Consider the following 22016-nt stretch of genomic DNA (forward strand, 5'->3'; position numbering starts at 1 on the left):
TGTACCTCTCTTAAAAAAGAAGTAAAAAAAGAATCCGTTATAGAAATATTGCTTAGTCATTATACACTTAAACTGCGACTAATGTATGAATTAAATTTAAAAATCTCCTTTTTCATCGATTTTTTTTCGATTTGATTACATTTTGTTAAAATATACCGTTGAATCATATTATCTGCGCCACAAGTATAGAATTTGGGAGTCACAATTTTTCCTTCAAAATCGCAATCATCGTTTTAATTCCTTCTCTATAGTTGCCTAATCGGATATTCTCATTCGGACTATGTTGATTGTTATCCCTATTCACGGTTGGAACGGTAACCGCTGGAACTCCCAAAGTTGTAACAAAAGGAGAAATCGGAATGGAACCCCCACTCATACGAATCATAATTGCTTCTTCGCCAAAGGCATTTTGTAAAGCACTTCTTAACCAAAGTCCCACCTCAGAGTCAAAATCGGTACGAAACGATTGATAGGATATCTCAGATGTAAACGTAGCTATCTTGTTGTGTTTTAAGCGTTCTTCCTCGGTTGGCTCTTTGTCAATTACATAATAGCCTTGGTTAGCGACATGATTTTTTATGAGTTCTAGCAGTCGCTCTGGATCCGATTCCAGAACTAATCGCACATCGATTTCTGCTCTTGCCCAACCAGGAATAATCGTCCGGACTTTCTCGTCGATCCAACCTGATTGCATACCGCGAATGTTTAATGAAGGATATTGGATTGCCTCCTGATAATAACTACCCACTTTATCAGCTTCCACAATCCGCAGCCTTTTCTTGATTTGAGCTTCATCATCAGGTACGGCTCTAAGTATCTTTTCAGTATCTGGATTAATAGTTATTCCATCATAAAAACCTGGGATAATTACTTTACCATCTTCATTTTTCATTGAAGCTAACAACTTTGAAAGACGTAAGGCTGGGTTGGGTACGTAGTTCCCAAAATGGCCACTGTGTTGTGGTACAGAAGGACCATAAGTAGTTAACTGTATGGTCGCAATACCTCTTGCTCCAAATGTCAATGTAGGTCGATTGGTAATATGTCTGGGGCCATCATAAATAATGAGCATATCAGCACTGAGCAATTCTGCATTGTTAACCACCGCATCAGGTAACCTTGGAGAACCCATTTCTTCTTCAAAATCCATAATGACTTTGATATTGTAGTTGGGCACTATTTTAGCTTCGGCAGCAGCATCCAAAGCAGCCAAGAACATCGCAACCGGACCTTTGGCATCGCTGGCCGAACGTGCGAACACACGCCAATCGTCCTCATAATCCTTAATCATATCCCAAGCAATGACCTCCCATTTATCTTCTGAGTCCATCTTTTTTAGAACTGGTTTGTACGGACTTTCCTGAAACCAACGAGTACTATCGACAGGCTGCCCATCGATTTGCAAATAAATTAAAACCGTCTTTTTGGCTTTCTTGTGTATCCGCTCTGCTAAAAGTAAAGGAACTGTGGAAGTTTCAATTCGTTGGGTACTAAACCCTCTTTGGTTAAAAGCTGATTCACACCAAACCACATTTCGTTCTATTTCATCCGGATAAAAAGCATCGTTTGGAATACTTAACAACTCCTTAAGAATTGGAAAGGATTTTTTAGCATACTTACTGGAAAGCTTATCTAGCTCAGAATCTTTTTGAGAAGAAAGCAAAAATGGAATACATAAAAAAAGGACAAAGTACTTCATAGTAGTAGTTCTATAACTACTAAAATAGTCTTTATCCTTTTAAGGGGGAAACAGAAAAGTAATTCCTGCGGTCTTAGAATTTCAAAGCCAAACCTAGTCCATTTTCATTGCTGGTAGGCACCAAGTAAAAAGAAGTTTCTTTACCTAAACTATCGTTATACTTTAAGATAGCCATCTTTTTGTTTTTCATTGCTGACTGTCCGAAAATAGAACCAATCAAAGCACTTACTCCGAAAGCAATTGCAGGTTCAGTTAATGGTTTATTGTTTACTTCGTTTGATATTGCCCAAATTCCGGCACCGAAATTAACCGCTCCAAATACCATAGTACCTAAGAGGTTCTTCTTCGATTTTTTCCAATGCATTTCAGAAACTGTATTTCCCATCATCAAAGCATCTACTTCTTTCCAATTCAATTTCTTCTGGTCTTGATAGAATTCAGGTCCCCAAGTTCCTGTAAAAACAGTTATCTCCTGAGCTTTCAAACTCGTTGTGCACATACCTAAAAATAAAATGGCAACTACTAATTTTTTCATGTTATAAATTTTTGTTTAAAGATAATTATTATTTGTTAAACAAAAAGTTAAAATCATTCCAAAAATTGCCCAAATCTATTTATATGCTCGTTGAATTCTGAGGTTTCTTTTTCCGCCAATTCCGTATTATCATTTTGCAAAAGAATATCAATGTTTCTTTGATACCCTCTTATAGCCCCATAAATAGCCTCGAAATTCTTGTATTGTTCATCAAGGGGCATTTCTGAATAATAGAACAATTGTGCTTGGTAAACGGTTTTCAATTTGGAATAAACATCTCTAGCCTTCGTTGTTTCACCTACTTTATAATAGCCATCAAAAAAAGGTTCCACATATGTGTAAAATTCGAAGTGCTCTACGGGAATGTTCGTCATCGCTATTTCAATTACTTCTTTGGCCCTTTCGATTTTCTTTTCTTTCAAGAGTTTTTCTAGTAAGCGCGCTAGGGTTATTCGGTATGTCACGCCACCTTGCTTTCTGGTTTGAGGGTCGTGATAGATATCGGGACTTCCAGAATTGCCCCATTCCCATTTTTTGACAATATCGTACATCAATTCAGAATCAATACGTCCCTTGTCAAAAATGCTTTCCGTTTCAGTTTTGATGGGTACTAATTTGTAAACTAGACCATCTAGTTGCAGATAGTCCGTCATCCATATATATTCTTGTTCGTCGAAACTTCCACCGGAAAAATAAATAGGGCGCTCCCAGTCATTATTCGCTATAATATCCAACATTAAAAGACTTGATTTACCAATTCCCGATTGTGGTAAATCAATATCAATATAGTCAACGATTTCTGCAGAATCCTTCGCTTTTACCAATCCTGTTTCCAAGACTTTTTTCTTATTCACTGGAACACGGATTTTATAGGTAGGATAAAAAACAGCATCCAAATAACTATCGGAGTAGCCGCTAATATCACGCCCCTGTTGCTCCAAAAGACTTTTCACCTTCGTTTGAGGAGCATCACTGCTCACCCATTTCATAAAATCTTGAATCGACCAACGTTTGTCAGTAACATGGGCATAATAAATTGCATCTCGAGAACCATAGCGATATAAATCATATGTCAACTGTGAGGGAATTGGCTCACTCTCATAGGCTTTGCGTTTCATCTGTTCGATATACCAGTCTGTACCAAAATAAGTAGTCACTACAACACGTGTATCAGTACGGTACCCTTCTATATCTTGCGCATACCAAAGTGGAAAAGTATCAATATCTCCGATTGTAAATAAGATAGAACCCGCATCCTTCTCAGTAGAATCTAAATACGATTTGGCCATTGATAATGCCGTATATCGATTTGAACGGTCATGGTCGTCCCAATTTTGTTGTGCCAAGAGGAAGGGTACGGCCAAAAAACAAACTACAAGAACAATTGGCAGTATGGTCCTTGGCTTGCCATAATTTTTAAGCTGCTCATACATTCCGTATACACCAAAGCCTATCCAAATGGTAAAAATATAAAAAGAGCCTACTAGCGAGTAATCCCTTTCACGAGGTTGGAATATAGGTGGATTCGTATAGAATTGAATTGCCAATCCTGTAAATAAAAAGAAAACAAAAAGTACCCAAAACTGCTTCCAGTTTTTTTGCAGTTGAAAAACTAATCCTATTAAACCCAATACTAGTGGGAAAAAGAAATAGGTATTTCTTCCTTTATTTTCCAATACCTCTTTTGGTAAATTTTCTTGGCTACCTAAACGTAAGCTGTCTAAAACTGTTATGCCAGAAATCCATTCGCCATTGCCATCAAATCGCCCCTGTTCATCGTTTTGCCTTCCAGTAAAATTCCACATGAAATAGCGCCAGTACATATAGCCGAATTGAAAATGAAAGAGGTATTCGATGTTCTGCCCGAGCGTGGGTGGGTGCACATCAATATAATCACTGATATCTGTCAAAAACTTGATATATCCAACAACATCGACTTCACCGTCACTCAACTTTTGTCGCATATTCTTTACTGCGGACTGCAAATCTTTATTACTACGAAACTGAGGTTTAATAGAGAATTTCAATACCCCATAATAGCGCATGTAGTTCTCCGCGTTTTGCTCGCTCCACATCCGGGGTAGCCACCCCATATGTTTTTCACTTGAACCTCGCAATGCACCTTTATATTCATTTACAATCGTGTACCTGCCTATCTTTTCGTCTCTTTCATACTTAGGGCGGTCATCCTTATCGGGATGTTCACTTGCGAATTTGTCAGAGTAATATGCGCCATAAAATGGGCTATCCGTTGCCGGGTATTGCTCACGATTGAAGTAAGCCAACAGCGAACGTGCATCAGAAGGATCATTTTCGTTAATAACGGTTTTTGCGCTAGCACGTATTGGAAGTGATAGCCAAGACGAAAATCCTAAAAACAAAAACAGTACGGAAAGAACTATTAAGTTTGCCTTTTTGTATCCTTTTTTCCTGGTGTAACGAAGTAAAAAGTAAAAAGAAGCTGCAATGAATAAGCCCATTATAAGACTCCCTGAATTGAAGGGTAATCCGAAGGAATTCACAAAAAAAACTTCGCTCCATCCAAAAAGTTTAAGTACGTAGGTCAGTGCAAACTTGAAGACGAGCATTAAGATAATTACGGAGACAATATTGGCAACTATAAATTTTGCAGCCGTGACTGTCTTATCCTTTTTAAAATAGTAGAGCAGCACTATGGAGGGAATCGCCAAAAAGCCCATAAATTGAACTCCAAAAGTAAGACCCACAACAAATGAAATCAGCAGTAACCATTTATTGCTCCTGGGAGAATTCAGGTCATCCGTCCATTTCAATCCCAACCATAAAAGCAAAGCCATCAGTAAGCTTGCCGTGGAATAGACTTCGGTCTCTGTAGCATTGAACCAAAAACTATCGGAAAACGTAAACGCCAACGCACCAATGAAACCACTTCCTAAAATCGCAAGGTCTTTCTCTAAACTTGTCTTTGTTTTTTTTGTCAAATTTTGGAGCAAATTGGTAATCGTCCAGAAAAGAAATAGAATGGTAAAAGCACTTGAAACCACAGAAACATAATTGACCATTAAGGCTATCTGTGATTTATCCGTTGCGAAAAGAGCAAAGAAGGCTCCTAGCATTTGTAAAAGTGGTGCCCCTGGTGGGTGTGCCACCTGAAGCTTTGCAGAGCTGGCGATATACTCTCCAGCATCCCAAAAACTAACCGTAGGTTCTACGGTGAGGGCATATACGATAAATGAAATTGCAAAAACGGACCAGCCTAAAAGGATATTCCATCGCCTAAAATCAAACTTGGTCATTCAGAAATTCTTTCTACAAAGAACTCTCAGACCAATTAAAAATGGAACCTTAGGTGGTAGGATTTAGGTACTAGTACCGGTACTAATTTTTTACTTTTCGAAGTAATTCTTGCCGACTAGATACCTGCAACTTACTATAAATATTGGTAATATGAGTTTTTACCGTACTCAAGCTGATAAAGAGTTCACCAGCAATTTCTTTATTGCTCTTACCCTCTACAATAAGACCTTGAATGTTCTTTTCTTGTTTGCTTAAGTCAGCAATCGCCTGCTGGTTTTTTCTTCGTATCAATCGGAAAACAAAGAATAGCAAACCTGCCACCACCAAGCCTAAGAGAAGAATCACAATCTTGCTGGTCGCGTATTTACTTTCAGCCACCTCTGTTGTTAAAAAAGCCAATTTGTTTTCCAAAAACAGATACTCAGATCGTTCGATATGACTTTCCTTGAGTTCTTCTAACAGAGCTATGTAGTAGTCCGAATTTTTGGCAATATCCTTCTCCAACAAATCCTTATTATCAAGCTGTTTGATGCCTATCAACTTTACCATGAGAATTTCAAGGGAATCCTTTGTATACATTTTCAGACTACCGATATATGCTTCGGAAAGACTGTCTTCTTTTTTTAAATCAGTTTTTCGCAATTGACGTTCAAACCGCAGTAATTTTTGCCATTCTTTATCAGCCAAACTAGTATTGGTATATTCAGTAAAGGGCATTTTGCTCTTTTTAAAATGGATACTATCCCGATTGGAAAGCAAAAACAATTGACCAACTTGGATTGTATCCCTCAAGGCTTTTTCGAAACGAGTGATGTGCAGTCGATAGATTGCCTCTTTCTTTGAAATTAGGCTTTTTCTGAACTGGAAATAACCGTTCTCATCAATAGATGTCGAAGTAATGTATTTCGCTTTATTCGTCTCTGAAATATCTTCTAAAGCAATTTCCGATAAATGAATTTCTGTAGCTAACTCATCATTTTCTATGTCAATAAATCCTGATATGCCGTTTTGGGCAAGCAGACCGTAACAGATTAAGAACAGCTGGACAAACAGATAATATTTCTTCATATAGACCGCCAATAAGCTTGACTAAAATACGAATTCCCCAATAAAGAAACCTTGGAGTTCTTCACTAATTTAACTTCAAAAAATCAGCAGTGTTCTGATAATAGAACTTTTTCAAAACCTGCTCAGAGAGCGCCAAACCTCTATTTTTCTGCCCTCGCAACGCCAAGGAATCTGCAGTACTTAAGTAGGTCCATAGCCGACGATAACTTTCTTCTAGGTTTTGCTCCTCTCCCTTTAATTCACCCGCTGTCTTTTCAGTTTGTGGACTTGAAGTCCCATAGTCCGTTCCGAATAGAATTCGATCTTGGTATTTTTCAAAGAAGGCCTTTACCTTATCCGAATCTTGACCAACCAAATCACCGAAGCGCGCTGCAGGTTCCACGTAAATATTTGGGAATTTATCCAAACGCTTGGCAACCATATCAACATCGTGCGACATACTCCCCAGGTGAGCGCATAAAATCTTTAAACCGGGATTATTCTCAATCCAATTATCACGCGCAGTAATAATCATTTCATAGGATGGTATTTCGGGGTGTTGATACGCATGATACTCGGGGTGGTCGGTATAGTAGCCAAAATGGGGGTTATTTGGGTCATCAAGGGGTCGCCATGCTTGAACAGGTTCTCCAATATGTGCCATTACCGGAATTTTACGTTCTTTTAGAAAATCCCAAATGGGTTGAAGGCGTGAATCATCTATTTGGATAAACTTTCCAGATGCATCTTTGGTTACCATTCCGAAGTTCTTCCATACTTTTACCATTCGTGCTCCAGAGCGTATTTCCTGCTCTAATTTTTCAATAGATTTTTGTGCAAAATCAGGATTGTCAATGCCTACTCCTATCAATGAAGAACAGAGATAAAACAAGTCTGGTTCGGTTTTTACATGGTCTAGATATTCTTTCCAACTTCTATTCACACCTACAGAATCCGCAATGGAAACATCAACCAATACACCTTGCATATTCCACTTTTTGAAGAAGTCAGCCAGATAGTCCCGTTCATACTTATAGTGCGCATGAACATCTATCTTCTTAATTGCTTGTTGTTCTATGGTAGCCTTTGTAGCATCTTCTGAGGACTTGTGTTTTTTATCAGACTTGCAAGCCGCAAAACTGATGATGGCGCTTAACAGAACTAGCGAATTTCTCATTATTCATAAGGTGTTGATGGCAAACAACTTAAATATACCAATAAACTAGAAAAGAAGATAAAATATCGAAGCTTAAGTAAACGCTTCTTCGCTCGTTTCAGACATCAAAACGTCTACTACCTCATCTAATTCCTCTTGCACATTCGGGTTGGTACAATTGATTAGAATAGCAAAAACCATCCGCTGTTTCGGATATACAAAAAAGTTGGAATACCCCCCTACTCCATTGCCTACATGCCCATAGTAATTTCTTCCCTTTTTATCTTTACTTACCTGCCAGCCGAGTCCGTAGTAGGTTTTGTTTCCGTTAATCGTTTCAGAAGTCAAAAATGGGGAAAGTACTTCTTCGTTTAAGATTTTACCATCCAAATAGGCTTGCCCGAATTTGGCTATATCCTCAGTTGTGGACAGATATCCGCCACCGGCAAGTTTGTAGAAATTATTTACGGGAATTGCTTTGCGGAAACCTAGGCGGTTTTTGGAGTAGAAAATTGTCAGGCTGAGCGCAGTCGAAGCCGTTTCTGTGTTCCAAGCCCTTCGACTTCGCTCAGGGTGACATTCGGCAAATGTATTTACCAGTCCCAAGGGCTTCAAAACCTTTTCTTTCACATATTCTTCAAAAGGAATACCACTGGCTTCCTGCAGGGCCAGAGAAATCAAAACCCAACCAAAACTATTGTACAAATAGTCCGTTCCTGGTTCGAAAAGTAGGTCATCATCTTTAAAAATTTCGATACTCTCTTTTATGGAATATGGTTTATTGAGTCCGTATTCGGTGCCTTGATACCCTCTAACACCTGCAGTGTGACTTGCCAATTGACGAATCGTAAAGTCCCATTGTTTTTTTGGGTAGTAAGGCACATATTCGTAAAAGGAAGCATCCAAATCTATTAAACCATCAAGCACTATATAAGCCAGAGCTGTTGCTGCAATTGGTTTGGAAACACTTGCAATTCTAAAAATGGTTTCCTTAGGAATTATCGGAGTTTTATGCTCTAAATCTTCATAGCCATATCCTTTCTGAAGTACAGCCATTCCATCTTTCAAAACTGTAATGCCTAATCCCGGCACTTTACTTGCATTAACCAAATTGTTAAGTAAAGCATCAGCCTTCAATAAGCCTTGAAGTTCTGTTGTATCACCTATTACTCTCTTTCGAGCAAAAAGATTTTTTAAATATTTGGTTATCGGATTCAAAATAAAAGCAACTTGAATATGATTAATCTTTGAAAATCAACTTTCCTTTGAAAAGTTCCTCAACCTGGATTAGAAAAGGCTCATTAAAACTGATTACGTCACCCGTACCACGAATTTCACCTTTAATTCCCTGTTGCGGATTTACAAGAATATCATTTGATCCACGATGATCGACATCTACTAAATTAGCTCTTAAGTTCTGTGCCTCTATTCGGGAATCACCGGCCGCTATGGTGGCACCAAAAAATTCGGTTCTTCCACGAAGCCTGAAATAGGCAATTCCATTTACTAGTGCCGTGACGTCATCAGTATCCAGTTCAAGGTCAAACTCGCCATCTGTGGTTTCGCTTTCTGGATTATTAAAACTTTCTGATATCAACCTTAAAATCGGATAGGCAAGTACACCATCACTTTCTATTTTAAGACCTGTACTACTTCGTATTTCCCCAATATTAGGCGCTGTAACATAGATTTTAGTTAAACCATACTCACGGAAGTAATTGCAATCGTTTGTATTACGCAAAAGTAGACGACCATCTTCTACCGTCACCTCAACTTCATTGCGCAAATTTTCCCCTGTCTCTATCTCAACTTTGATTTCGGGTCCTTGCTTTAATACTAGGCCTACGTTTTCGAAAACCGTGATTTTATTAAAATCAGCAACTGAAACTTCTTCTCGAACGAGGTCTCCAGCACTTTGGAAGCAGTCTGGAGCGGATTCAGAATTGCATGAGGTCAAGAAAAGACATAGCAGCGGTAATAACCGTCTTACATGCCGCAATAACATCCCCTTTAATCCCGCTTCAAAAGGGGAATACCAGAAATTCAATTTTGAATATAAACTCATAACTTTTACAATCTAATTCCTACTCCAAACTCAACGGCTTCAGCCGCTGCTCCATGGGACTTCAAGCTTACCGCTCCAAAAAACTTGTCTCCGAAATACCTTTTTAAACTGAAGCGGTTATATACTTTCCCTTCAAAATCAAACGGATAATATACGTAATAACCCAATTGAGTTTCAATGGATAATTTATTGATAAACAGTTCGTGACCGACAAAAACACCGACCCGTTTATAATCTGTATCTGCAGCAACGTTATTCTCAGGGAATGAGGTCGACTGAAACCGAATCAAATCCTTTAAAAAATTACTGAAAAACACATCGGTTCCCAATTGAAATGCACTTTTTCTTCCAACACGTTTATCAGCATAAGCGGAAACAATATAGAACGGAAACTGGCCTGAGCCAATAACATCACTCTCGTTAATACCCGATCGGAAAACAAAATTATATTTAAAGGGCTCAGTGATTTTTGTCTTTTCTCGTTTGATATAATTTGGCTCGTCTTGTTTTAAGGTATAGGTCAATCCGGCATTGAACGCTAAAGTATTTGTTGATGTATTTGGTGCTTTTACATTGGCATTTGAATAATGCACAACAGAGATTCCTGCTTTAAAACCCAAACCTTCAAAAATATTTTCCTTATGATAATTCAACATTAGAAAAGTGGAGCTTAATAATCTGGACCCGTAGGCATTATTTCTAAAATTTTTAACTCTGTCATACGGGTTCGTAGCATAAGAAATCCCTTGCCCTATTCGAAGTTGAACATTACGATTTAAAAAATAGAAATTGAAATGGGCGTACAATCCTAAATTATCGCCTAAAGTGGGATTGTTCGACCTTTGAAAAATAAATGAAGCTCCCAAGTCTGGGTAGTTGTACCACTGCTCCCAATCTTCCGAACCATAGGTTTTTCGATTATAGGCAAAAATCAAACCTTCAGGATGCTTGGTAATCAAATGATTAATATCTGGATTATGCAATATGATAGAACCGTAAAACGCGTTCGCGTCAAAGGTGTAGTTGGATAGCTTATTGTCATTCTGCCCAAAGCAAAATCCTGTAAAGCATATGATAAGTAGGAATACCCTTAGGTTCATGGAAATCAAAGGTAAGTACGAAGTTCGAAATACGAGGTACGAAGTTTGAAAACTTTATACTCTTGGTAAGGGTCTAAAATAGACTTTTCGCAATCGCCTGAATGTTGTCTGATTTTCCCATGGAATAATAATGTAACACCGGAACACCTGCCTCTTTCAATTCTTTTGACTGTTGAATTGCCCATTCAATGCCTACTTGACGAACCGATTTGTTATTCTCACAATCATCTACTGCATCAATCAAATCTTGCGGTAAATCTATTCGAAACACCTGGGGTAAAAGTTGTAAATGTCGTTTTACAGCAATTGGTTTGATTCCCGGAATGATAGGAACATTGATTCCTGCATCTTTTGCCGCATCAACAAATTCAAAGTATTTCTGATTATCAAAGAACATTTGCGTTACTACGTAATCGGCACCGGCGTCAACCTTTTCTTTGAGTCGCTTCAAATCTGATTTCAAGGATGGTGCTTCCAAATGTTTCTCTGGGTATCCGGCCACGCCGATACAGAAATCTGCACAATCATCCGTTTCTATAACTTCATGCAAGTACTTTCCACAGTTTAGGTTTTGAATCTGTTCCACTAAATTGATTGCAAAAGGATGACCACCTTTGGTTGGCTCAAAATATTTTTCTTCTCGCATGGCATCTCCTCGTAAAGCCATTACATTTTCGATTCCCAAATAGTGGCAATCAACAAGTAAATATTCTGTTTCCTCTTTGGTAAATCCACCGCACAGAACATGAGGAACGGTATCTACATTATACTTGTGCTTAATCGATGCACAGATACCTACCGTCCCTGGGCGCATACGTGTCAATTTTTTGTCTAAAAGCCCTGAGCGGTCTATATATACGTACTCTTCACGAGAAGTAGTGACATCAATAAATGGAGGGTTATACTCCATCAAAGGGTCGATATTATCGTATAATTCTTGAATATTTCGACCTTTGACCGGTGGAATAATCTCGAAGGAAAACAACGTTTTTCCTTTGGCTGCTTCTATATGTTCAGTAACCTTCATGTATACTTTTTCTAAATTCTATTAATCATCTGCAATATTAGGAGCCAACCATTTTGTGGCTTCAGCAATTGGTATTCCTTTTCTATTCGCAAAATCAGCTACCTGGTCTTCTTTTATTTTTCCAAGTCCGAAATAACGAGCATCCAGATTACCAAAATAGTACCCTGAAACGGATGCTGCTGGCCACATCGCTAAACTTTCAGTCAGTTTTACTCCTATTTTCTTTTCTACTTGAAGTATTTCCCAAATCGTCAATTTCTCCAAATGGTCAGGACAAGCTGGATAACCTGGTGCTGGGCGAATTCCCTTATACGATTCCTGTATTAAATCTTCATTGCTTAAATCTTCGTTTACAGCATAACCCCAATGTTTGGTGCGTACTTCTTTGTGTAAATACTCTGCGAACGCTTCCGCTAAACGGTCTGCTAATGCTTTTATCATTATGGAACTGTAATCGTCCAGCTCTTTTTCATAAACTGCCGCTAGTTCTGCCGTTCCAAATCCCGTGGACACACAGAAACAACCCATATAATCTTGTTTCTTTCTTTCTTTGGGAGCTATAAAGTCTGCCAAAGCATAATCAGGCACACCTTCTCTTCTTTGTAATTGTTGACGTAGTGTTCGGAAGACAAATCTTTCGTTACTTTCTGTGTTCTCGACGCCGTTCGAACTGACAGAAAGAGGGCCTACTTCGATATCATCGTCATTGATTGTATTCGCTGGGAATAATCCGAATATAGCTTTTGCCTTTAGTTTCTTTTCCGATAAAACTTCTTTCAACATCTTTTGGGCATCCGCAAATAAATCGGTTGCTTGGGTGCCGACTATATTATCCGTTAGGATATCAGGGTATTTTCCATGGAGCTCCCAACTTCTGAAAAAAGGTGTCCAATCAATAAACGGGACAAGCTTTTCCATATCCATATCGTCAATGATTTGAATTCCTAGACGGTTTGGCTTTACGATTTCGGAAGTATTCCAATCAATCTTAAACTTATTCTCTCTCGCTTTTTCTATGGATTTGTATTCCTTTTGAACGGAGCGTTTCAAAAATTTATCTCGAAAGACATCGTAATCTTCTTTGATGGATTTTTTATATCTATCGGATGTTTCTTTCTGTAACAAATCACCAACAACGGTCACCGCTCGGGAAGCGTCGTTTACATGCACAACAGCCTGACTATACTGAGGGTCTATCTTTACCGCAGTATGCGCTTTACTTGTAGTAGCTCCGCCAATTAATAAAGGAACCGTAAAGTTTTTACGTTCCATTTCTTTGGCCAAATGTACCATCTCATCCAATGATGGGGTAATCAATCCACTTAGACCGATGACATCTACATTATGTTCTATGGCAGAAGCGATAATTTTCTCTGGTGGCACCATTACCCCCAAATCTACAATCTCATAATTATTACATGCCAAAACTACACTTACGATGTTTTTTCCAATATCATGAACATCACCTTTTACGGTAGCCATCAATATTTTACCTGCTCCATCAGAATCCCCTTCTTGCGGGTTCAACAACTTCTCTTCTTCAATATATGGCAATAGGTAAGCAACTGCTTTTTTCATTACTCGAGCAGATTTCACTACCTGCGGCAAGAACATTTTTCCACTTCCAAAGAGGTCACCTACGACATTCATTCCTGTCATCAAATTGCCTTCGATAACTTCAATGGGTTTGTCAGCTGTTTGTCTCGCTTCCTCTACGTCTTCCTCAATATATTGGTCAATCCCTTTAACTAATGCTCTAGTTATTCTTTCTTGTAACGGCTCTTCACGCCAAGATAAATCGACTTTACTCTCCTTAGCTTTTCCAACAACAGATTCTGCAAAATCAAGCAGTCTTTCGGTTGCATCATCACGCCTATTGAGCATAACATCTTCCACATGCTCTAGTAAGTCTTTCGGAATATCATCATATACTTCTAGCATCGTCGGGTTGACAATACCCATATTCATTCCGGCTTTAATCGCGTGATATAAGAACACCGAATGCATCGCTTCTCGTACAGGATTGTTGCCTCTAAATGAAAAAGAAACATTACTCACGCCTCCACTAACACTACAATGGGGCAAGTTATCGCGAACCCATTTGGTGGCGTTTATAAAATCGAGCGCATTTAGTTTGTGCTCATCCATACCCGTAGCAACAGGAAAAATATTCAGATCAAAAATGATATCCTCTGGAGGAAAACCAACTTTGTCTACCAAAATATCATAGGAGCGTTTCGAAATTTCAAGCCGTCGCTCATAATTATCCGCTTGTCCTACCTCATCAAATGCCATAACAATTACGGCAGCTCCGTATCGTTTTATGAGCTTTGCATGACGTATGAACTCTTCCTCACCTTCTTTTAGACTAATGGAATTTACCACACATTTGCCTTGCACCACTTGAAGTCCCGCTTCTATGATTTCCCATTTTGAACTATCAATCATAATCGGGACACGGGCAATATCTGGTTCGGCAATAACAAGATTCAAAAACTTCACCATTGCTTCTTTGCCATCGATGAGTCCGTCATCCATATTGATATCGATGATTTGGGCACCACCTTCTACCTGATGTCGTGCTACATCCAAAGCTTCTTCGAATTTTTCTTCTTTAATGAGGCGAAGGAATTTTTTGGAACCTGCCACATTCGTCCGCTCCCCAACATTTATAAAATTAGTTTCAGGAGTAACCACAAGTGGTTCAAGACCACTTAGTTTTAAATATTTTGGTTTGAGTTCGGCCATTTAAACTTTTTCAACTATTAGGTTCCTTGGATCATACTTTTTCACCAAGTCAGCAATCGCAGTAATATGCTCAGGAGTTGTTCCGCAACAGCCTCCTACAATATTTACAAGTCCTTTTTCCACATATTCCTTGATTTGAGCTGCCATTTGTTCAGGAGTTTCATCGTATTCTCCAAACGCGTTAGGTAGCCCAGCATTGGGGTGGGCGGAAATTGCATGTAGCGTTCTGCTAGATAAGACCTCCAAATGTGGTACCAATTGATTCGCTCCTAAGGCGCAATTAAACCCTACTGACAAAATCGGGATATGAGAAATAGATATTAAAAATGCTTCGGCAGTTTGACCTGATAAGGTTCTACCAGAGGCATCTGTAATCGTACCACTGACCATAATCGGAACGTCAATATTCCGTTCTTCTTTGACTTCTTCGATAGCAAAAAGGGCCGCCTTCGCATTTAACGTATCGAAAATGGTTTCTACAAGCAAAATATCTGAACCTCCATCTAACAAAGCTTCTGCTTGCTGTTTGTACGCAATCCGTAATTCATCAAAAGAAATCGCCCTGAATCCGGGATCATTTACATCTGGCGACATGCTTGCCGTCTTGTTTGTCGGCCCCATACTTCCCGCAACAAACCTTGGCTTATGAGATTCTCTAGCAGTAAATTCATCGGCTACCTTTTTTGCAATTTTCGCAGACTCGTAATTCAGTTCATAGACCAAATCTTCCATATGGTAATCGGCCATGGCGATGGTAGTTCCTGAAAAGGTATTCGTTTCAACAATATCCGCTCCGGCGGCAAAATACTTGCGATGCACTTCGGCAATGGCCTCTGGCTGAGTCAAGGATAATAGGTCGTTATTTCCTTGCAGTGGGTGCTCCCAATGTTTAAACCGCTCTCCGCGGAAGTCTTCTTCGGTGAATTTGTAACGTTGGAGCATAGTGCCCATAGCGCCATCTAAAACTAGAATTCGTTCTTTTAATATGTCCTTGATATTTACCATAAAAATTTCCAAATACTATGTATTCGATTTATAAATTATCAAGTAAGGAGAAGTGTAAGACAAAATGTCTTTCTTAGTTATCTGCCTTACCCTTTAAATTTACTCAAAAGGTCCTGAAACGAGTTCAGGACAGGTAGAATGTAGCACCTTCTTTAAAGTTAAAGGGTTGCTAAGGCTTCATAGGGTCTAATCCCTCCACCTTTCTTGATAACGATTTCAATGTTTGTATGAACTGAGTGCAAAGTAAAGCTACAAGCTTATGAAAACCAAGTTATTCAGATAAAAATTGATATTGAATCAAAGTAAACCTTTCGCCTTTATTTCTAAGTATTTATTTATGGTATCTATGGTAAGGTTACTCGGAGAGGTCAAAATGGTTTGTATTCCATATTTATTTAACTCAGCCGCTATTAATTTTTTGTCATAGCTGAATTTTTCTGCAATGGTTTTATCAAAAATCTCTTGAATAGTATTTGCTTCTTCGTTTTTGAGATGTTCTAGTTCTGTGTTTTTAAAAAATACCACTACCAACAAATGACTTTTGTTAATCGCTCTCAAATATCCAATCTGTCTGTTTACCGCATCTAGGCTGGCAAAGTTGGTGTACAACAATAACAAACTTCTTGTAGTTACTTTTCGCTTTATCAAGCTGTATAAATTGCCAAAATCGGATTCGCTAAAATCTGTATTTACATTATAAAGTGACTCTTGTATTAAATTCATTTGTGCATTTCTGCGTTCAGCTACAACGAAATTTTCTGGTTTTCTGGAAAATGAAAAAACCCCAGCTTTGTCATGCCTTCTGACTACTACGCTACTGATTACCAGAGCTGAATTTATCGCATAATCCAGCAAACTGAGCCCTTCAAATGGCATCTTCATTACCCTGCCTTTGTCAATAACAGAGTATACCTGCTGTGACTTTTCATCTTGAAATTGATTCACCATCAGTTGATTGCGTTTGGCTGTCGCCTTCCAATTAATATCTTTTATGTTGTCACCTTGTACATAATCTTTAATCTGTTCAAACTCGAATGAATTTCCAATTCTACGGATTTTCTTTATTCCAAACTGAAGATTAAATTGATTCAATGAAATTAAATCGTACTTCTTGAGCTGTAAAAAACTAGGATATGTCTTTACCATTTGTGAAGCGTCAAAGGAAAACTTCCGCATTACAAAGCCTATTCGACTTGAAACAAATAGATGCAATTCGCCAAACTTATATTCGCCACGTTCCTTAGGGACAACTTCATAATAGATAGACTCTTTTGAGTTTGCAGGAATATCCCTATTTAGATTGAAATCACGTTGCTGAAACTGGAAGGGCAGTTCGTCTATTATTAAGCAAGACATCTTTAATGAAAAACCATTAGTAATCTCAATGGCAACTTTATTACGGTCTCCGTTAGAAAACTTTTCAGGTAGAATTCGGTTCGCTTTGATTCCTTTTTTAGTCCCGAAAAGAATAAGACTATCTACAATAACAACTACCAGAAAAATAAGACAGGAAAGTTTTGCAAACTCTAATAAAGCAGGATAGATAAAACTAAGAATAAAGAGTACGATTATCCCGGACATCACATAGAAAAAACGATTATTTAAAAATAATTCTTTAAAAAACCGCACTATGGGAAGAGTTTTGGAAGCCTCTGATGTTTTAGTTTCTGCCATTAAACCCAATTATTTTGGAATTTCAACACTCTGTAGAATATCATTGATTATTTGTGTTGAAGTAATCCCCTCCATTTCCCTTTCTGGTGTTATGATAACACGGTGCTGCAATACAGGAATTGCAATTTGTTTTATATCTTCTGGAGTTACAAAGTCCCTTCCGTTTATCGCCGCAAAAGCCTTACTGGCTTTTAAAACCGCTATTGAGGCTCTAGGAGAGGCTCCTAAATACAAAAAGGGGTTCGTACGAGTATTCAATATGATTTCTGCGATATACTTTATGAGGTGCGGTTCAACAATAATTTGAGAAATCAAAGCTTGAAAAGCCACAATTTTCTCCTTACTCAAACTACTGGTAATTTGCTCCAACTTTGTTGTTTTCAAGGCATGCTCTCTTGTTATAATCTCCACCTCTTCCTCCAAATTGGGATAATCAATAGTTATTTTGAAAAGAAAACGATCTAATTGCGCCTCAGGTAATCTGTAGGTTCCTTCTTGCTCAATGGGATTTTGAGTAGCCAATATGATATAAGGCGCATCCAATAGGTACTTCTCTCCATCCATGGTTACTTGTCTTTCCTCCATTACCTCAAATAAAGCAGCTTGCGTTTTTGCGGGGGCCCGATTAATTTCATCAGCCAAAACAATATTAGAAAATATAGGCCCCTTCTTAAACTCGAATTCAGATTTCTTCAAATTAAAAATAGAAGTCCCTAATACATCTGAAGGCATAAGATCCGGAGTAAACTGTATTCTACTAAAATCTACAGCCAAAGCCTTTGCCAATAATTTTGCTGTAATGGTCTTGGCAACTCCGGGGGCACCCTCCAATAAAACATGGCCTTCGGCCAATAAAGCCGTTAGCAATAGGTTTACTAGATGTTTTTGCCCAACAATTACTTTAGAAAGTTCTGTTTTTATCTGAAGGACACTTGCTTGTAATTCACTTAGGTCTAGCCGATTACCAAACTCAATATCATTATTTTCCATGGGTTAATTTTTATCTTTGTTGTAGAAATTCTCTATCTCTTTATTAAGTTTTACTAGGGGTTCTTTGGTCATAAAATTATGCGATTTCATTTTCAAAATAAGAGTAACTAATTGTTGTACCTGCTCTACTTGGTTACCAGATTTCAACGCTAGCTTCTTTACAAAATCTTCATTCAAATTCTCGGTCGACAGATGGTATTTGCTACGTATGGACTCTAAGAAGTGAATGATTTTTTTCTGAATAATACCATTGTAATCAGCTGCTTCATAATGCAAATTACTAACGGTGTGAACAAATTCTGTTGTAGTATTTTTTAGAGGCTCTATAATGGGAATTATTCTTTGTCTACGCTTTGCATTGAAGAAAATGAAAAGGGCTAGAGCCAATAGCAATAAGTACCAACTCCATTTCAAGGGTTCTTTGGACATGATATAACGCAAGGTGCTGTCGCTAATCTCGGGATTGGTCTTTACTGCTTTATCCAAAAGAAAAGGCACTTGGGGCATATATGAAATAGCCGTGCTTACATAACGCGTATCAGATGCTTCTAACATTTGGTAATTGGTAAAAACCTCAGGAGCTGTATGTATGTAAAAAATTCCATCGTAATACGGAATTCCAACAAAATTGGTTCTCTTTTTACCTTTATCAGATATAAAGTATCCTAGTTTTTTTCCAGCAGTACTATCCTTCACATATGAGGTTCCGGTTGGAATCTTTGAAGTATAAACTAATGAATCTTTAGCAAATTCAAAAAACAATGTATTCTCTGTCTCCGTGATATCGGTATTCTCAAATGCAGTTTTAAAACCTAGGGTATCTTTAACGTAATATGGAAAGCTGTACGCGGAAATAAAAGCATCATTTCCATAGGCAACATATTCCAACAAAGCTTCAAAAGAGGTGTTGTCTATATCATAGTGTTTAGAGATGCTGATATAGTTCTTAGTAGAATCGACTGGTTGATCCCTTAAATACTGATCATATTCGTAAAATGTAGTATGTATTTTCTTAACTGACTTTCCTTGAAACCAAAAGGGTAACTGGTCAAAAAACACCTTTGTATCCATCGGCTTTGTTTCAAACTCATTAAACGTAGGAGTCCAATTTACGGTATGACTTCTATTGGCAAAGACCAATACAATCATTAAGATGACAAAGCTGGAGACTAAAATTCCTTTTCTGTTCATCCTTTAAACTGTTTTAGAAGTTCATTGTAAACGGAGGATGTTTGCTTATACTCGCCTTCATCTATGCTAAATTCACCATACCATATATAGGTGTAGTAATAGGTTGCCTTACTAAAACCAGGGGCGTATTTTGACCCCTCAACTTCTAATTGATAATCAAAAGTGGTTTTTTGCGCATCATAGTCTATGACCTCAAATTGGTCTAATTTCTTTAATAAAAAAAGATAATAGTATCGTATGGCCGACCTATAATCTGCATTGGATACCGCTTCGGAAATCAAACTATTGAAATCTACCTCACGTATATTCTCTCCAATATCAAAATTCAGGTTTTGGGTCTCTTCTTTGTTTCTTTTGAAAATCCACCTAATCTCCTTGTTCAGAACAACCTTTACAATCAAATAGATGACCAATAAAATCACCAAAATCCAAAACAAGTAATAAAAGACACTGATGATATTTCCCGCACTTTCACTTTCTATTCTAAACCAACTTGAAAACAAGTCACCAAGCCAGCTTCTAAAACGGGCTAGTGAAGAAGTGGTTTCAACATAATCATAGGCTTTGCCGGTATAGTTTTCTTTGAAGGTATTCGGCAATACTCGAACCTCTTCTGGTACATCTGGCACTTCAATTTCTTGCGCATTGGATACTACCATGCCCAGGGCAAACCAAAATGCATAAAGAAAAGGTGTCTTATTTCTCAAAGCTAGTACTGGTTATTTTTTTATTGACTCGAAAGGGATAAATAAGATAGTAATATGAGATAATACCTAAGGTTCCTAAAATGATAAATAATGCCAAAAAGTTGGGCATTGTATCAGAATATCTGGTTATGTAACCTTCTAAAAAACCTGCAGCAATAGTAAACGGGAAGGTACTTATAACAATTTTTATTCCATCCCTCATTCCTCTTTTAAAGGATACTAACCTAGAAAAGGTTTTTGGAAATAAAATACTAGCTCCTAATATAAAACCGGCTGCGCCCTCTATGACAATTGCGAAAATTTCCATTGCGCCATGAATCCATATTCCTTTTGCGCTTTCCCATAGCACATCCTGCTTTTCGAACATATACTGAAAAGCGCCTACCATTATTCCGTTTTGAAGTAGTATATATGCGGTGCCTACCCCTCCTGATAAGCCCCATGCAAATCCTGTTAACCCTACTTTCAGGTTATTGAAGGTTATACCAATAAAGCTTCCCCAGTTGCTACCTCCTTTGTAGATAGCCACAGGGTCTCCATTTTCAATATTCTGAAGCGTTTCATTCACATAGGCGTCTCCCAGTATTAAGCGAACAAAAGAATCGTCGTTGGCCGCGGAAACAACACCAATGGCAACGGCGGTGAGAAAGAATAAAAAAGCATATAACAAATACCTGCGATAACGATATAACAGTATGGGAACGTCTACTGTGAAAAAATAGACCAGCAGATTCGATTCCTCCCTTTTGGTCAAATAAATCTTTTGGTAGACATTTACCGCCAAGTTGTTCAAATAGACAACAAGTTTACTCTTTTTGTAGTAAGTTTGGGCGTATGCTAAATCATTAATTAAATGCAGATATAGGTCAGAAAGATGGTCTGGATTTTCAATCTTCTTTTGAGAAATTGCTTTTTCAAATTGCAACCATTTTTCTTTATTTTGTCGGATAAAAGCCACTTCCCTCATACGCTACAAATAAAATTATATAATGGCAGAAATACAAATTACCACTACTCAGAACGTAACAATAAATTTTAAAGCTGCTGAAGTAGGAGAACGTATTCTAGCTTATATTATTGACCTAGTTATCAAAATTGCTTATTTATTTTTTATTTCCTTTCTTTTTACACTAGCCTCTAACCCATTAGATAGGATGATTGAAGACGATTTCGCCAATGACCCATGGAGTGTAATGGCGATATTGATACTAATATGTTCCCCAATTATTTTTTACACTATCGTATCCGAAACACTTCTTATGGGGCAAACTTTGGGAAAAAAAGTAGTCAATATCAGAGTCGTGAAAATAGATGGGTATCGTGCGTCGTTTTTAGACTACTTCATTCGATGGGCAATGCGACTTGCGGAAATCAGTCTTTTTTGGGGTATTCCTGCCCTCGTTGCCATTGGAATCTCTAAAAAACACCAACGCCTAGGAGGAATGGCATCTGGTACAGCAGTAATAACCTTGAAAAATAAAATCGGTATTAATAATACTATCCTTCAGGAAATCAAGGAAGACTATAAACCAACGTATTTTTCGGTTATTAAACTATCTGACAATGATGTAAGAATCGTTAAGGAAAACTTTCTACGAGCAATTAAGAACAAAGACCATAAAACCATGTTGACACTAAAGGAAAAAATCATCAATGTAATAGAGGAAAGACCAGACCCTGATATTACCACTGAAAACTTTATTCGGACTATAATAAATGATTATAACCACTTCACAAAGGATATGTAAAACCAAAAAGGAGCGAAATATGCCTTTCGCTCCTTTTTAATATAAACT

General features: G+C 37.9%; 17 protein-coding genes and 1 riboswitch. Of the genes, 1 reads left to right on the plus strand and 16 read right to left on the minus strand.

Going from position 1 to position 22016, the window contains the following annotated elements:
• Positions 1-199: 199 nt before the first annotated feature.
• The 16 genes from FEE95_RS16585 to FEE95_RS16660 form a co-directional block, all read right to left on the minus strand.
• Entirely contained in the window at positions 200-1699 is a 1500-nt protein-coding gene (locus tag FEE95_RS16585; protein WP_138659102.1) for a M20/M25/M40 family metallo-hydrolase, read from the minus strand.
• 73 nt (positions 1700-1772) lie between these two features.
• Positions 1773-2234 carry a hypothetical protein gene (locus tag FEE95_RS16590; protein WP_138659103.1) on the minus strand — a complete coding sequence of 154 codons (462 nt, stop codon included), beginning with the start codon at positions 2232-2234 and terminating at the stop codon, positions 1773-1775.
• A gap of 53 nt (positions 2235-2287) precedes the next feature.
• A complete protein-coding gene (locus FEE95_RS16595; RefSeq protein WP_138659104.1) occupies positions 2288-5509 on the minus strand; it encodes a DUF2723 domain-containing protein in 3222 nt (1073 codons plus the stop codon).
• 82 nt (positions 5510-5591) lie between these two features.
• Positions 5592-6578 (minus strand): helix-turn-helix domain-containing protein, encoded by a 987-nt coding sequence (locus tag FEE95_RS22480; protein WP_317129259.1) that lies wholly within the window; start codon positions 6576-6578, stop codon positions 5592-5594.
• 64 nt (positions 6579-6642) lie between these two features.
• Entirely contained in the window at positions 6643-7734 is a 1092-nt protein-coding gene (locus FEE95_RS16605; RefSeq protein ID WP_138659105.1) for an amidohydrolase family protein, read from the minus strand.
• A gap of 72 nt (positions 7735-7806) precedes the next feature.
• Positions 7807-8931, minus strand: coding sequence for a serine hydrolase domain-containing protein (locus FEE95_RS16610; RefSeq protein ID WP_238474604.1), 1125 nt, complete (start codon positions 8929-8931; stop codon positions 7807-7809).
• Between the two features lie 22 nt (positions 8932-8953).
• A complete protein-coding gene (locus FEE95_RS16615; RefSeq protein WP_238474605.1) occupies positions 8954-9778 on the minus strand; it encodes a head GIN domain-containing protein in 825 nt (274 codons plus the stop codon).
• A gap of 5 nt (positions 9779-9783) precedes the next feature.
• A complete protein-coding gene (locus tag FEE95_RS16620) occupies positions 9784-10878 on the minus strand; it encodes an acyloxyacyl hydrolase (RefSeq protein WP_138659106.1) in 1095 nt (364 codons plus the stop codon).
• Between the two features lie 73 nt (positions 10879-10951).
• Positions 10952-11905: a methylenetetrahydrofolate reductase [NAD(P)H] gene (gene metF / locus FEE95_RS16625; protein ID WP_138659107.1), complete on the minus strand. Its 954-nt coding sequence runs from the start codon at positions 11903-11905 to the stop codon at positions 10952-10954.
• Between the two features lie 21 nt (positions 11906-11926).
• Positions 11927-14653 carry a methionine synthase gene (gene metH, locus FEE95_RS16630; RefSeq protein WP_138659108.1) on the minus strand — a complete coding sequence of 909 codons (2727 nt, stop codon included), beginning with the start codon at positions 14651-14653 and terminating at the stop codon, positions 11927-11929.
• Positions 14654-15658, minus strand: coding sequence for a homocysteine S-methyltransferase family protein (locus tag FEE95_RS16635; protein WP_138659109.1), 1005 nt, complete (start codon positions 15656-15658; stop codon positions 14654-14656).
• Between the two features lie 83 nt (positions 15659-15741).
• Positions 15742-15872: riboswitch (SAM riboswitch) on the minus strand.
• 83 nt (positions 15873-15955) lie between these two features.
• Positions 15956-17332: a DUF58 domain-containing protein gene (locus FEE95_RS16640; RefSeq protein ID WP_138659110.1), complete on the minus strand. Its 1377-nt coding sequence runs from the start codon at positions 17330-17332 to the stop codon at positions 15956-15958.
• Between the two features lie 9 nt (positions 17333-17341).
• Entirely contained in the window at positions 17342-18322 is a 981-nt protein-coding gene (locus FEE95_RS16645) for an AAA family ATPase (protein WP_138659111.1), read from the minus strand.
• A gap of 3 nt (positions 18323-18325) precedes the next feature.
• Positions 18326-19513: a hypothetical protein gene (locus tag FEE95_RS16650; protein WP_138659112.1), complete on the minus strand. Its 1188-nt coding sequence runs from the start codon at positions 19511-19513 to the stop codon at positions 18326-18328.
• The gene (locus FEE95_RS16655) at positions 19510-20220 is read right to left on the minus strand and encodes a hypothetical protein (protein ID WP_138659113.1); all 711 of its coding nucleotides are present in this window, start codon (positions 20218-20220) and stop codon (positions 19510-19512) included. The genes FEE95_RS16650 and FEE95_RS16655 overlap by 4 nt, the downstream gene beginning before the upstream one ends.
• The gene (locus FEE95_RS16660) at positions 20210-21187 is read right to left on the minus strand and encodes a stage II sporulation protein M (RefSeq protein ID WP_138659114.1); all 978 of its coding nucleotides are present in this window, start codon (positions 21185-21187) and stop codon (positions 20210-20212) included. Before FEE95_RS16660 ends, FEE95_RS16655 begins: the two co-directional genes overlap by 11 nt.
• A gap of 22 nt (positions 21188-21209) precedes the next feature.
• On the opposite strand from FEE95_RS16660, the gene FEE95_RS16665 reads away from it, so the two are divergent.
• Positions 21210-21968 (plus strand): RDD family protein, encoded by a 759-nt coding sequence (locus FEE95_RS16665; RefSeq protein ID WP_138659115.1) that lies wholly within the window; start codon positions 21210-21212, stop codon positions 21966-21968.
• Positions 21969-22016 lie beyond the last annotated feature (48 nt).

This window comes from Maribacter algarum (ex Zhang et al. 2020) (assembly GCF_005885635.1).
Lineage (GTDB): Bacteria > Bacteroidota > Bacteroidia > Flavobacteriales > Flavobacteriaceae > Maribacter_C > Maribacter_C algarum.

Bases quoted from the DNA above. Each gene is read 5' to 3' on its own strand.
- FEE95_RS16585 (WP_138659102.1), bottom strand. From the start codon at position 1,699: ATGAAGTACTTTGTCCTTTTTTTATGTATTCCATTTTTGCTTTCTTCT.
- FEE95_RS16590 (WP_138659103.1), bottom strand. From the start codon at position 2,234: ATGAAAAAATTAGTAGTTGCCATTTTATTTTTAGGTATGTGCACAACG.
- FEE95_RS16595 (WP_138659104.1), bottom strand. From the start codon at position 5,509: ATGACCAAGTTTGATTTTAGGCGATGGAATATCCTTTTAGGCTGGTCC.
- FEE95_RS22480 (WP_317129259.1), bottom strand. From the start codon at position 6,578: ATGAAGAAATATTATCTGTTTGTCCAGCTGTTCTTAATCTGTTACGGT.
- FEE95_RS16605 (WP_138659105.1), bottom strand. From the start codon at position 7,734: ATGAGAAATTCGCTAGTTCTGTTAAGCGCCATCATCAGTTTTGCGGCT.
- FEE95_RS16615 (WP_238474605.1), bottom strand. From the start codon at position 9,778: ATGAGTTTATATTCAAAATTGAATTTCTGGTATTCCCCTTTTGAAGCG.
- FEE95_RS16620 (WP_138659106.1), bottom strand. From the start codon at position 10,878: ATGAACCTAAGGGTATTCCTACTTATCATATGCTTTACAGGATTTTGC.
- metF (WP_138659107.1), bottom strand. From the start codon at position 11,905: ATGAAGGTTACTGAACATATAGAAGCAGCCAAAGGAAAAACGTTGTTT.
- metH (WP_138659108.1), bottom strand. From the start codon at position 14,653: ATGGCCGAACTCAAACCAAAATATTTAAAACTAAGTGGTCTTGAACCA.
- FEE95_RS16635 (WP_138659109.1), bottom strand. From the start codon at position 15,658: ATGGTAAATATCAAGGACATATTAAAAGAACGAATTCTAGTTTTAGAT.
- FEE95_RS16640 (WP_138659110.1), bottom strand. From the start codon at position 17,332: ATGGCAGAAACTAAAACATCAGAGGCTTCCAAAACTCTTCCCATAGTG.
- FEE95_RS16645 (WP_138659111.1), bottom strand. From the start codon at position 18,322: ATGGAAAATAATGATATTGAGTTTGGTAATCGGCTAGACCTAAGTGAA.
- FEE95_RS16650 (WP_138659112.1), bottom strand. From the start codon at position 19,513: ATGAACAGAAAAGGAATTTTAGTCTCCAGCTTTGTCATCTTAATGATT.
- FEE95_RS16660 (WP_138659114.1), bottom strand. From the start codon at position 21,187: ATGAGGGAAGTGGCTTTTATCCGACAAAATAAAGAAAAATGGTTGCAA.
- FEE95_RS16665 (WP_138659115.1), top strand. From the start codon at position 21,210: ATGGCAGAAATACAAATTACCACTACTCAGAACGTAACAATAAATTTT.